The 13381-nt window shown below is 45.3% G+C and carries 11 protein-coding genes; 3 read left to right on the top strand and 8 right to left on the bottom strand.

Going from position 1 to position 13381, the window contains the following annotated elements:
- Positions 1 to 190 precede the first annotated feature (190 nt).
- The 3 genes from QMA04_RS11040 to QMA04_RS11030 all read right to left on the bottom strand — a co-directional run bounded on the left by QMA04_RS11040 (position 191) and on the right by QMA04_RS11030 (position 5044).
- Positions 191 to 1822, bottom strand: a complete 1632-nt coding sequence (locus QMA04_RS11040; RefSeq protein WP_290185764.1) for a glycoside hydrolase family 13 protein — start codon at positions 1820 to 1822, stop codon at positions 191 to 193.
- A gap of 63 nt (positions 1823 to 1885) precedes the next feature.
- Positions 1886 to 2848, bottom strand: a complete 963-nt coding sequence (locus QMA04_RS11035) for an aldo/keto reductase (RefSeq protein ID WP_290185763.1) — start codon at positions 2846 to 2848, stop codon at positions 1886 to 1888.
- 171 nt (positions 2849 to 3019) lie between these two features.
- Positions 3020 to 5044: a penicillin-binding transpeptidase domain-containing protein gene (locus tag QMA04_RS11030; RefSeq protein ID WP_290185762.1), complete on the bottom strand. Its 2025-nt coding sequence runs from the start codon at positions 5042 to 5044 to the stop codon at positions 3020 to 3022.
- A gap of 235 nt (positions 5045 to 5279) precedes the next feature.
- On the opposite strand from QMA04_RS11030, the gene QMA04_RS11025 reads away from it, so the two are divergent.
- Positions 5280 to 6557, top strand: coding sequence for a glucose-6-phosphate isomerase (locus tag QMA04_RS11025; RefSeq protein ID WP_290185761.1), 1278 nt, complete (start codon positions 5280 to 5282; stop codon positions 6555 to 6557).
- 136 nt (positions 6558 to 6693) lie between these two features.
- Positions 6694 to 7275, top strand: a complete 582-nt coding sequence (locus QMA04_RS11020; RefSeq protein WP_290185760.1) for a biotin transporter BioY — start codon at positions 6694 to 6696, stop codon at positions 7273 to 7275.
- Between the two features lie 40 nt (positions 7276 to 7315).
- On the opposite strand, the gene QMA04_RS11015 is transcribed toward QMA04_RS11020, so the two are convergent.
- From QMA04_RS11015 to QMA04_RS10995, 5 genes are all read right to left on the bottom strand, one after another.
- On the bottom strand, positions 7316 to 7762 hold the full coding sequence (locus QMA04_RS11015; RefSeq protein WP_290185759.1) for a HEAT repeat domain-containing protein: 447 nt from the start codon (positions 7760 to 7762) through the stop codon (positions 7316 to 7318).
- A gap of 123 nt (positions 7763 to 7885) precedes the next feature.
- The gene (locus QMA04_RS11010) at positions 7886 to 9127 is read right to left on the bottom strand and encodes a cysteine desulfurase-like protein (RefSeq protein ID WP_290185758.1); all 1242 of its coding nucleotides are present in this window, start codon (positions 9125 to 9127) and stop codon (positions 7886 to 7888) included.
- A gap of 255 nt (positions 9128 to 9382) precedes the next feature.
- Positions 9383 to 10345 (bottom strand): TRM11 family SAM-dependent methyltransferase, encoded by a 963-nt coding sequence (locus QMA04_RS11005; protein WP_290185756.1) that lies wholly within the window; start codon positions 10343 to 10345, stop codon positions 9383 to 9385.
- Positions 10346 to 10414: 69 nt separating this feature from the next.
- Positions 10415 to 11353 carry a ketopantoate reductase family protein gene (locus QMA04_RS11000; RefSeq protein WP_290185754.1) on the bottom strand — a complete coding sequence of 313 codons (939 nt, stop codon included), beginning with the start codon at positions 11351 to 11353 and terminating at the stop codon, positions 10415 to 10417.
- A 141-nt stretch (positions 11354 to 11494) separates the two neighbouring features.
- A complete protein-coding gene (locus QMA04_RS10995) occupies positions 11495 to 12544 on the bottom strand; it encodes a YkvI family membrane protein (RefSeq protein WP_290185752.1) in 1050 nt (349 codons plus the stop codon).
- A gap of 210 nt (positions 12545 to 12754) precedes the next feature.
- Between QMA04_RS10995 and QMA04_RS10990 the strand changes: the two genes are divergently transcribed.
- Positions 12755 to 13306 carry a TVP38/TMEM64 family protein gene (locus QMA04_RS10990; protein ID WP_191716106.1) on the top strand — a complete coding sequence of 184 codons (552 nt, stop codon included), beginning with the start codon at positions 12755 to 12757 and terminating at the stop codon, positions 13304 to 13306.
- Positions 13307 to 13381: the final 75 nt, after the last annotated feature.

The raw sequence follows: 13381 nt of genomic DNA, 5'->3' as shown, positions 1-13381 counted from the left end.
TGGTGAACCTGCCATACACTTACGTTAGCAGAACATCTGCTTTTCCGTAATTGGGAAATTCTCAAGAAAATTCCGGCCATAAAACGATTATGAGCTTATATACTCATACATTTGTACCTATTTATTTTCCACATCAAAAACCTCCTCATTGTTAAGTAAAACAATGAGGAGGCTTAATTTACCTGCTATGCTATCCATAAATTTCTTTTTTCATAAAATAGATGCATGCTTCATAAGGTTGAAGCACCCCTTTAACCCGTTTTTCGTAATTGGTCAGAAGAAGTTCAGCATCATACGGCGTATTCCATGTGCAAGGGCGTTCGCTTAAATTGGAAGCAATCAGCATTTTGGTATAGCGGTCTTCCCGTACATAAGCATAGACATCGGGGCAACCGGAATCCGTCAAATTGGTCGTTCCGTAGACCAGCACATCCCAGTTTTGCCGCAGGTGAATCATCTTTTTATAATAAGACCAAATGGATTTCGGGTCGTCTTTCTGAGCTTCTACATTCAGCCATTTATAATTTGGGTTTACTGCCAGCCATGGTTCGGCAGTTGAGAAGCCACCGTATTTCCTGCTGTTCCATTGCATCGGCGTACGGGCATGGTCCCGGCTGATTGTTTTGATGATTTTCATCAAATCTTCATGGGGAACGCCTTCTTTGCGGTTGTACCGGTACATATTTTTGGTTTCAATGTCATTGTACATATCAATATCATCAAACGGCGCATTGGTCATCCCGATTTCCTGCCCTTGATAGATGAATGGCGTGCCCTGCATGAAAAAGTACATGCATCCCAATGCCGTTGCGCTTTCAAACCAATAATCCCGATCATTCCCCCAAATGGAAACCGTTCTTGGGCGGTCATGGTTTTCAAGGTACAGGGAGTTCCACGCGACACCGTGGGCTGCTTTTTGCCAGCGGTCCAGAACTTCTCTTAAATCTTCTACGTCCAATCCGCCATTAACTTCATCACTGGCTGCTTCCAAGGCTTCTCGATGGAAAATCATATTGAATTTTCCCTCATGCTCACTGATCCATTGTTCCATGTCATGTGATTTAACGCTGTTTGCTTCGCCAACTGTGACAATATCATAACCCGAAAAAGCTTTCTCTTTCAATTCTGCCAGCATTTCCTGCAGACCTTCCACTTCCGTGAATTTTTCCCAAGCTGGAACATACGGAAGGTTTTTAGGATTTGGCATATCGCTGTATTCTTTCTTTATATGGTTGATAGCATCTACACGGAAACCATCAACTCCTTTATCCAGCCACCAGCGGATCATTTCATAGACGGCTTTGCGCATATCTTCATTTTCCCAATTCAAATCCACTTGGTTTTTGGTGAAGATATGGAGATAGTATTGATTGGATTTCGGGTCAAAAGTCCATGCTGGTCCCCCGAAAATACATTCCCAATTGGTTTGCTGGTCCCGCCAGACATACCAATCGCGTTTTGTGCTGTCTTTAGAAGAGCGCGATTCCACAAACCACGGGTGCTGGTCACTTGTATGATTAATGACCAGATCAATGATAAGCCGCATTCCTCTTTTATGGACTTCCTCGAGCAGGCGTTCAAAATCCTCCATTGTTCCCATTTCTTCCATGATGGCCTGATAATCACTGATATCATACCCATTATCTACATTTGGGGATTTATACATTGGACAAATCCAGATGATGCTGATGCCCAAGTCGTTTAAATAATCCAGTTTTTCTGTCACGCCATTTAAATCCCCGATGCCATCCCCATTTGAATCATTAAAGCTCCGTGGATAAATTTGATAGACTACGGCTTCTTTCCACCAGGTTTTTTTCAAGTTCCTCTCCCTCTTCCTAACATTGGAAATCGCTATTATCGGTTCATTTTTCCTGATCAGCTTCTAATTTACTTTTGCCACTTGTGCTTTCAAATTTTCCGGCCATTTCCAACCACTGATGTCCGCCGCCTCTGAGACATGATGCGACTTGCTTGCACCTACGATTGCAGAAGTAACTGCCGGCTGGTTCAGCGTCCATGCCAATGCAAACTGAGACAATTGACAATTCTGCTCAGCTGCCAATTCTTTATAGGCAGCTACCCGTTCAAAATTAGCTTCCGTAAAATAACGCTGAATAAGATCTTCTCCTTTTGCTGCACGGCTGCCTTCAGGCATATCGCCTTTTGCTTTATATTTTCCGGACAGCATGCCGCGTGCCATAGGGCTGTAGACCAGCAGACCCGTTTTCTCAGCTGCGCAATAAGGAACTACCTCTCTTTCCAATTCGCGCGATAATAAATTATATTCGGACTGGCTCGAAACGAAATGCTCGAGACCATGAAAATCACTGATTCCTTTTGCTTTCGCCATTTGCCAGGCAGCAAAATTCGAACAGCCGATATAGCGGACTTTGCCCTGTCTAACCAAATCCGTCATCGCAGACAAGGTTTCTTCCAATGGAGTCGTTTCATCAAAGCGGTGCACTTGGTACAAATCAATCCAATCGGTTTGTAGACGCCTCAACGACTCTTCTGCCTGCTGCATGATATGAAGCTTTGAAAGCCCTTGTTGGTTCGGGCTTTGGCCCATCGGCAACCCGACTTTTGTGGCTAGAATTGTCTGATTCCGTTTTCCTTTCAAGTACTTGCCGACGATTTCTTCGCATTCTCCTGTCCCATATTTAAACGGTTCATCCTGTCCCTTGCCGTAAAAATTGGCGGTATCGATTACATTGATTCCTCGATCCATCGCTACGTCCATGATTTCAAATGAAGCCTGTTCATCTATCCAACGCCCAAAAGCCATGGTGCCCAAACTTATCGCTGAAACCTTCATTCCCGTTTCCCCTAAATGTCTGTATTCCACCCAATCCCCCCTAACGAATATGGTCCGTAATTCCGCAGCAATTCCTTTACCTTTTCTATTCAATATTCATATGGGAATTCCTGCAATTAACCCTTTTATTTATCGGATAATTCCAAATACTTTGCTTCGTAAAATAAAAACAGCTACCTGAAGAAAGGGTAGCTGCTGCGGTTATCGATTCTGCTTATACTCTTCAAAGACTTTCGCTGCAAATCCGGCGACATAATCACTTCCGCCATTGTCTTCAATAGATTCAATCATCATTGCGAGAATAAAGTCCGGCTGATCGGAATCATACGCAACGAAAAAGCCGTTTTCCTGACCTTCTTCTCCGATTGCACCTTTCAATTCAGCAGTACCGGTTTTACCGGCAATTTTAACAGAAGAACTATTGGCTGACTGGGCGTAGCCGTCCACTACAACATTACGCATCCCTTTGCGCAGTATCGCAGCATTTTCTGCACTCAGCACTCCCTCTTTCCATACCTGCCCTTTCTCCTCTTCCATATACAGCAGCGGCTTATACATGATGCCGTCTGTCAGGAAGGGCTGATACATCGTAGCCAGATGAAGAATATTCGTCAGCATCTGTCCTTGGCCGAAAGAAGTATCGGCCAGTTGGCCTTCAGATCCTAAAGTGCCTTCATTGGAAATCTGTGAAGGCTGCAATTCCAGGGCAAAGGGAATTTCCTCACCAAACCCGAAGTTCTTCAAACCTGCTACAAATGTTTCATTGCCCATTTCGAGCGCTTGGCGGGCAAAATAGATATTGTCCGAATACACCAATGCTTTATTCAAATCGATGGGATTCGGTGCTTCCGGATGCAGTCGGGATACCCGGTAATCTCCCCAAGAACCATCTTTTTGCCAGGTTGCTCCGTCAATCTGCAGACCTTGCGCCGGATCAAGCGCCCCCGCTTCCATGCCGATAGCGGCTGTCACGGGTTTGATGGTCGAACCTGGGGCATATGCTGCTCCAAAACGGTTGAAAAGCGGATTCAAGGGATCTTCGCTCAATTCCTTGAAGCGGCTTTCACTGATGCCCAACATGTATTCGTTCGGATCATAAGCCGGTGAGCTGACCAATACAAGCGTTTCTCCCGTTTCCGGATTGACCGCTGCACTGGTGCCTGCTTCCCCTTTCATCGACTCATAGGTCGATTTCTGGAGTTCGGCATCAATCGTCAAGATGATTGTTTCCCCGTTTTCAGCCGGCGTTTCAGCGACCGTCACCTCTTCCCCGTTCTCCCCTTGCTTGGCAATGACGATTTTTACGCCGTTGGCCCCATGAAGACGCTCTTCCAAGATTTGCTCGAGGCCTCTTCTGCCGATCGAGTCAGTATCTGTATACCCTTGCTCTTTCAATTCCTCTAACTTTTCAGCAGTGATAGGTCCAATGTAACCACTTAAATGGCCGAGAGCTTCCCCGTATGGGTATTCACGCATCGCGGTTTCCTGATAAGTGGCGCCTGGAATCGCTGTAGCTTTTTCCAATAACTCCGTATCGTTTTTAGCTGCTTTCGAAATCGGAACAAACTGATTGTCCTGAACCCAGCTTTGCCCCAGTTTCTCATCGATAGAAGCCACCGAAACCCCTAGTACATTTGCCAGGTCTTCTTTGGCAGAGGCTTCCGTAAAGTTCTCAGGAACCACCCCGATATTAAAGCCGGTTCCGTTGATGGCAATCGGCTGCTTGTTGCGGTCCAGTATTTCTCCGCGCACCGATTTTGTTGTAGATACTTGAACCTCATCTCCTTTTTCCAACTGCTCAAAGATAAAGGACGGATCCCATTCAACAAACCAATCTTCAGTTTCTTCTTTCGTTTCAAATAACAATGTCATCGACTTCTCAAATTCAACCGGCCCTGCCAGTGTATCCATCTTCACTTGCACAGGAAAGTCTGCTGGTTTTTCCGTATCCCATTTTGCATCCTCATCCGGTTTTGTATAAGTCACTTCAACATTCTCAATTGCCAGATCTTCATAAAGCTTTTGCTGCCGTTCGACAAAATCTTCTGAAGCATAGGCTTCTTTCGTACCGCTATTTAAATAAGCGGTGTACATCTCCGAAAACTCTCCATTGTTCCAATGCTCTATGTATTCCTTCAGCCTGTCTTCAGGTGTCGCCTGCTGCTGGCAACCAGCCAAAAAAAGCAGGACAGCTAACGCCAGGATGATTGAAAATTTCTTCGCCATACAATAACCCCCAGTTGTTTTCTTTATTTTACCAATAAACAACAGCAAGGTGAAAGAATAAAAGCTTTAATTCAAAAGTGGAAGAAGAAAAAGCAGATTATTTGCCAATCCATCTGAGTACTGGGCAGTCGATTTTTCTTAAAGAGATCTTTGAACGCGCTTTTCATAGCATAAAACTTCCGCTATTTCCGGTTTTAATATGGTAAACTGATTAACAAAAGACAGGAGGGTGAATATGGTTAAAGTTACATTTTCAGAGTCTATCGGCTCTGTACTGACACTTGAAAAAAGAGCGCAATTAAAACAGATTCATGAAAACCTTTATAAGAAAGAAGGAAAAGGTTCAGATTTCCTTGGCTGGCTGGATTGGCCAAGTACACTCGATGAGGAATTCTTGGCAAAAGTCGAGAAAACAGCTGCCCAAATCCGTGACAATGCGGATGTACTCGTTGTTATCGGCATCGGCGGTTCGTACCTCGGCGCCAAAGCCGTGTTATCAGCTTTGGATCCTTATTTCAAGAAGGAATCGGGGCTGGACGTCGTATTTGCGGGACATCAGGTCAGCGGTGAATACTTAAAACAATTGCTTGCACATCTTGAAGGCAAACGCGTCATGGTGAATGTCATTTCCAAGTCAGGAAAAACGACAGAGCCCGCTATTGCGTTCCGTTTCCTGAAGGATTATATGGAAAAACGTTACGGCCAGGAAGCAGCTGAACGGATCATCGTCACAACTGATGCGGAAAAAGGCGCATTGCTGACACTTGCTGAAGAAAATGGCTATGAACGTTTTGTGGTACCTGCAGATGTGGGCGGCCGCTATTCTGTTTTCACCGCTGTCGGATTGGTGCCGATTGCGGCGGCTGGCTATTCCATCCGCGAGTTGATCGCAGGAGCTGCCAATGCTGAAGAACTGTACAACAACACGGATGCGGATGAAAATCCTGCACTGCAATACGCAGCCATCCGTCACCAGCTTTACGTGGAAGGCTATACCACTGAAGTGATGGCAACTTTCGAACCAAAACTTTCTTTCGTTCAGGAATGGTGGAAGCAATTGTTCGGTGAAAGTGAAGGCAAAGAAGGCAAAGGGATTTTCCCTGCCTCCGTCTCCTTTACAACAGATCTTCATTCTATGGGACAGTACATCCAAGATGGCAAACGCAATTTGTTTGAAACTTTCCTGCTGGTCCAGGAAGCAAATGAAGACCTCACAATTTTTGAAGCTGAAAATGATGATGACGAATTGAATTATATGGCTGGACTTTCCTTGCAGGAATTCAATCATGTAGCCTACAAAGGCACATCAAGCGCACATTTGGACGGCGGCGTCCCTCAACTCAGTCTGACGATTCCTAAAATCAACGAATATCACCTAGGCCACTTGCTGTATTTCTATATGCTGGCATGTGCCTACAGTGCCTATCTGCTCGATATCAACCCGTTCGATCAGCCAGGAGTAGAAGATTACAAGAACAACATCTTCAAACTATTGAACAAACCTGGATTTTAATGTAATAAATAAAAGCTGACCTCAAGGGGTCAGCTTTTTTTGTGTTTGATTTGTGTTAACTAAAATAAAAAATAGGTTGACTTAAATATTTTATCTGATTATACTCAATTTATAATAAATAGCAGGAGGCAAATTGATGACAACCACAACAGTCCGATCAGCCAACCATTCCCGTACTTTGCAATTGGTACATATCGCCATGTTCGCAGCCTTGATGGCTATTGGCGCAAATATCGCTTCATTCTTAGTTATTGGCGGCGTTCCGATTACGCTTCAAACTTTCTTTGCCATTTTGGCAGGTATTTTGCTCGGCAGCCGGATTGGTGCCATCTCTATGATTGTGTATGCATTTATCGGCCTTGCCGGCGTTCCCGTCTTCGCAAAATTCTCAGGCGGCATGGATACCTTGATCAGCCCGACATTCGGCTTTATTCTTTCTTATATTTTCGCCGCTTTTGTTGTCGGATTGATTGTGGAGAAATGGCCTTCCAAAAAAGGCTTCATTATTGCGGCGCTGACCGGAACAGCCATCAATTATTTATTTGGCACCAATTGGATGTATGCAGCCTATAAGCTCTGGTTTGCTGCTCCTGAAGGCTTCACGTATCAACTGGCTTGGGCCTGGATGGCCGTGCCGCTTCCAAAAGATTTGATACTGGCAGTACTCGCTGGATTATTTGGCTACCGCTTACGGCCGATCATCCAAAAATATCGATAGAAAAAACCGGAGGCCCTTGAGGCCTCCGGTTTTTTATTGTTTATTTAGTTGGTGCAGATTTCCACTGGTCTTCCAACCATTTTTCGAAATCTTCGCCTTTATCGCCTTTATACGTGTCGTAGATATCCACACGCATTTTTTGCAGTTTCACTTTGAAGTCTTCATAGCTGTGGTCTGCAGGCAAGCTTTTTTTGATGCGTACAAGCACTTTGGAAGTATCTTTGATCAAATCAAATTTCTTTCGTTCCGGCATATGGACATTTTCGCCGAAGCCTTTTAATTTCGCATAAGCTGCTTCTTGCACCTGATAGACAGGGTCATGGTTCATGCGATGTGTCAAAAGGTCGATCGTTGGATCGCTTTTCCAGTTGCCAAGCTCTTCAACCGCAGCCAAACGCTCTTTCCAGTTGGCTGTCCGGTTCGCCGCTTTTTTCAATTCGTCGTAATTCGGTGGTAAATTCGGTGTGTTTTTGTTCGGTTGTTTCAAAAATTTCATTCTCCTTTGTTCATCTCCCTTTGCGGGAAATGGTGTAATGCTCTCCGTTGACGGAACAAGTTCCCACCAGTATACCACCAATTGAGGCAAAAAGAAAAAGGTCGACTATTCATACTACAGTTTGACTAGTTCTTCAACTCCAGTAATCAACCGCTCCACTTCCTCTTCTGTACTGTAAGGTGCAAGTCCAGCCCGTACCCAACCGCCGCTGTCATGGACGCCCAGTACATCCCCCAAAGTCGAGGCATAAAAATGGCCGGACGCAACAAAAATACTGTACTCTTCAGCTAACTTCCTGCAAACTTCTCCAGGTTCAATGCCGGTTACCTGGAAAGCGACTGTCGGTGTTTTTGGCACATCGGCTCCCGCTTGGGTGACCGTCACCCCTTGAATCGCTGCCAATCCGTGCCTCAACTGATTCGCCAACCGATTTTCATAAGCTTCAATGTGCTCCATTCCACTTAAGATTCGTTCTCTGCGGGTTTCACCTTCACCGAATCCTGCAAAAAATTCAATGGCCGGACGGATACCTGCGATGCCTTCGTGGTTTTGCGTACCGGTTTCCAATTTGTCCGGATAATAGCTCGGCGAAGTAGTCAGTTTAGAAGGTTCGAGGTCCTCGAAAACTTCTTCTTTGATGGCTGCAATGCCGATATGCGGACCGAAGAACTTATAGGCGGAGCACAATAAGATATCAATCGCCTGCTGGTCCCGGTCAATCGGCAGATGCGGAGCCGCATGTACAGCATCCGCTACCATCAAGGCACCGACTTTTTTCGCCCGTTCAGCGAAAGGCTGGAGATCGACGACCGTGCCAATGGCGTTGGAAGCCATTCCGACCGCAATAACTTTCGTTTTTTCATTAATCAAATTATCCAAGTCCGTCAGGTCCAAGGTTTTTGTTTCGGTATCGACTTTGACCCAACGAACGGTTAATCCGCGGTCTTCTGCCATCATAATCCACGGATCTACATTGGCACGGTGATCCATTTCGGTGACGACGATTTCGTCACCCGCTTTGAATTTTTTGCCGAGTGCATTGGCAATGGCAATCGTCAAAGTCGTCATGTTGGCACCGAAGGCCACTTCCTTTGCTTGGACATTGAGAAAATCAGCGACCGCCGACCTTGCCTCTGAAATGATTTCCTCGGTTTCCCAGCTGGATGGGAATGTACCATGAAGATTGCCGCCCCCTCTTTCCATATAGCCGGCAATTGCCTCGATTGCTGACTTGACGACCTGTGATCCTCCTGGGCCATCAAAATAAGCTACGGGTCTCCCTTTATACGTTCTGGACAAAGCCGGGAATTGTTCCCGAACTTTGGTGATTGGAAAAGTCGTTTTGGTGGATTTCATTGTTTGCAGCTCCTTTTTGATTAAGTTACTGTTAACGTATTCAATTTTCCATTCGAATCTCCTTTATTTTTGGATGATTTACAGAATACGATCCATTCAGGATGAAATACAATCGATTCGATACCAAATACGATCCATCGGGCCTGAAATACAGTCCGTTTAAGCTTAAATACAGTCCAATGCATATAACAGCTGATTCCATCACCATTCAGTCAACAAAAAAACGCCGCAAATCGCGGCGTTGCCTTCATTCCGTTAAACTGCTTTCTGGCAGACCAGAATTTCACGCAGGAACATCCCTTTTTTTGCGATGCAGCGGTCTGTGACCACAAATCCAGCCGCTTCCACCATATGGTCCATCGTCTCAATCGTGACGACCAGCAGTTTCTCCGTAAACGGATGGGCATCTTTCAAGATCGCCAATTGGTCTGCAGGGGTTGCATGTGTGTATAAATTATAGGGCATATCGATGATAGCTACATCGTACCGCTCTTCGACTTCCGCGATCGGACCGAGATTGACGTCGCCTGACAAACCGAAATGAGCGATATTTTCACGTGATCCTTCAACCACCAGCGGATTGATGTCACGACCAACAATGTCAATGCCCATCGATAATGCCTCCACCAAAACCGTGCCGATGCCGCAGCATGGATCGATCGCTTTAACGCCTTTCGGTTCCGGCACTGCAATATTTGCCACAGCCCTGGCAACCCGTGTACTGAGTGCCGTTGAATATTCCCTTGGCTTTTTCATATGCTTAAACCAAATCGGTTCACTTTGAAGATAACGCCCGAAATACCAACGCCCTTCAAAAGGAATCAAACCGAATGTCACATCCGGATTGTGAACATCCGCCTCTCCTGTAATAGCCGAACCGATCTGCCGTTCAACATCCCGTTTCCCTGAATAATCGACTTGGTCCTGTTCAGACAATCCATTGATCTTTAGAAAAATCACTTTGAACGTCGTTTCGCTCATGTCTATTTCCGTGGATTTTTCAATGATCGCCTGAAGACTATCGGCTTCAAAAAACAATTCGATGCGTTCTTTAATGAACGGGCTTCGGCTGGGATTGATGGCCACTCCGCTTTTGATGATTTTTTCAGTCGTGTCTTTTCCGAAAAAAGACCGCATTTCCAATTGGCATAAAGCTTCTTCATCATTTGTGTAGGCATACGTATAAAGATAATCACCTGTTGCAGTTAATCGATTCAATTCATCCCGTCCTTATCTGCCCTTTTGTGCAGGACAATATCCCTTAAGTATAGCAGAATTTGTTGGCAGTTAGTCGACTTGAAGATCATAATTCGCTTCAATGACTTTTATGATTCCTGTTATCAAATCATTGTAAGGCGTTTCAACGCCATGCCGCTTGCCTAGTTTTGCTACAGCTCCGTTGATGGCATCGATTTCCGTTTTCCGTTTATGCAGGACGTCCATCAGCATCGACGATTTATTGGCGCCAATATCTTCCCTGCCCATCCGCAGGCAATTGGCGATAGTTTGTTCTGCATCCACCGTAACGCCTATCCTTTCCGCTACTTGTGCCGCTTCTCTCACGACATTCCGCAACAAGTCCTGTCCTTCATCGGTATTGAGGATGTCACCGTTTCGCAACCGTGTCAATGCGGTCAGCGAATTATAAGCAAGGTTTACGAATAATTTATTCCAGATGACGGTTTGGACATCTTCTGCTACATCTGTCTGCAGCCCTGAACGATTCAGCAAGGCAATAAAGTCCAACAGCTTTTCCTGTGCAGCCGTCTCTTCAACCGGGCCGATGTAGTTTTTCCCCCAGCCCCGATGAAGGATTCGTCCGTCACTTTCAACACTGGCACCACAGCCCATCGTCCCTGCCGCCGATGGATTATTCGGGAAAAGTTCTTTGATCGTTTCCAGATTTCCAAGGCCGTTTTGCATCGTAATAAACAAGGCATCCGGAGAAAAGGACTCTCTCATAGGTTCTAATACGGCTTTATTGGCATGTGCTTTCACCAGCACCAAGACAACATCATAGCCATCTTCTTTGGCAACAGCTTGTACAACTTTTAAGGGTATGGTTGTTTCCTTGTCGTCGCGCTCGACAATCACCAATCCGCTTTGATTGATCTGCTCCACATGCGTGTTGTACCTATTATATAGAAGAACGTCGGCTTGTTGTGCTTTCAAGCGGCCAGCAAACAAACAACCCATGGCCCCTGCACCAATCACCAGTATTTTCATAGAACCCCTCTTTTCAGGCAGTTTCACTACTGCCGGTTAGCTTGAATATACCATACTATCAGGGGGTTTTTCATCATCTCTTCTGATGGCGAGCACAATAAAAACCAGCTGCCTCCATAGCCGAGCAGCTGGTTTAGAAACTTACTTCTTTCCGACTTCGCGGATATTTGCGACTATCAGGGCTCCCACTAACAATAAGCCCAAGTAGCCGACGACCGGATAGAACCAGTTGACAAGTGCGGTAAATCCGAGAAAGCTCAACAAAAATGCGGCAGCTCCTGTAATGATGACAAATAGACGGAAACGACCTGTGCCCATCTTCATGAAACGAGCTGAAAATGACAGCAATAAACTAACGGCCGTATTGTAGATCATCGCGAATATGACAATTGCCATAACGATCCCTAAAATCGGTGAAATAGTATCTGCCAGCGCCAGCATCGGCAAGTCCGAACTGCCGATCACATCGACTTTTGAGAAAATCGCGTAATAACTCAGCAGCAGCAAAGCTCCAAAGCCAAGTCCGCCGAGCAAGCCGCCGCGTGCCGCTACTTTTTCGTCTTTCTCTGCCCCGCCCATTACCAAGGCCATGGGAGCGCCAAGCGCGATGGCTAATGCAACGTAGTTGATGGCAGATAGCAGCCAATGAGGTGTTGAAGACAATTGTTCTCTGGCAACCGGTTCAAGCTCGGCAAAACTTGAATTCATAGTAAACAAACTGTAGATGGTAATTCCAACGACCAATAAGACCAAAAATGGGGTGATGCTGCTGATGATTGTAATAACTTTTTTGACATTCAGCATGATGGTGAGAACAACGAGGGTGATCATAATGCTTCGGCCAAATGCTGGTGCGAGACCAAATTGCTGGGAGAAAATCGAACCTGCTCCGGCTATCATCACAACAAGGATTCCGAATAAGGTAAGAATCAAGGTATAATCAATCACTTTTCCAAGTGTTTTTCCGCTTATGGCATAGATTACATCTTCATGGGATTTTGTATTCATCCGGCTGCCAAGGCGCGTCAAAATCATTCCTATATAACCGAACAGGGCTCCGGCAACCAAAACTGCGGCCAATCCCCAATAACCAAAGCTTGTGAAGTACTGAAGGATTTCCTGCCCGGAAGCAAAACCTGCTCCTACTACAATACCGATAAAAGCACTTGCAATCTTTAAACTTCTATTCATCATCTCTTCCTTTCATTTTTAATAGCGCGTTTCTAATCGCTCTCATTCAAGCTATTTCCTTATTTTCAAATAAAGCCACTTCTTCTCTTTCCCCGTCTGTTTAAAGCATAAACCCAAAATTCAAGAGATGTCTGTCATACTCCTTGCTTTTAAAGTCTTTTTGGCTTATCCTTCCTTATTAGTAATCACATTTAGAGAGGTCGGAACCGTATGGAGCAATTCGATCAATCCCTCGAAGTATTTATGGACAATGTCGGCTGGCTGGCACCGTTTCTCTTTATTCTCTTGCATTTATTGCGTCCCTTGTTGTTTTTGCCGGTTATTGCTGTGTGTATTGCAGGCGGCTACCTTTTCGGTTTTCTCGAAGGCGCTTTCTTATCCTTTATCGGATTGACATTAATGAGCTGGATCTCTTACCTGCTGGTCAATAAATTCCCGAAATTCCGCGGGAAAATGTCACGGCTGAAAGAGAAGATTTTTCCTGACCGCACTTTGTCGGTCGCGCAAGTCATGATTTTGCGCATCATGCCGTTTGTTCACTTTCACTTGCTGTCCTTGTATTTGATTGAAATGACCAAATCTCGGAAAGAATATATGGCAATCTCTGCTTTAGGGCTGATCGCCCCAGCCATACTTTACACGGCTTTCGGCCAAGCCATCTCGGAATTCCCCTGGTACACGACTGTCAGCATGTTCCTATTGCTTGCCGCCATCTTCAGCTTTATCGAGAAATGGCAAAATTCCAGGACACAGTCCAATTGAATAAAAAGCGTTCATGTCAACGAACTGTTACTGAACCCCCGAAAATTTTTAGCACAACTCTTTGTTGTGCTTTTT

Source organism: Planococcus sp. APC 3900, from assembly GCF_030407735.1.
Classification (GTDB): domain Bacteria; phylum Bacillota; class Bacilli; order Bacillales_A; family Planococcaceae; genus Planococcus; species Planococcus notacanthi.
This window is presented reverse-complemented; position numbering and strand designations above follow the sequence as displayed.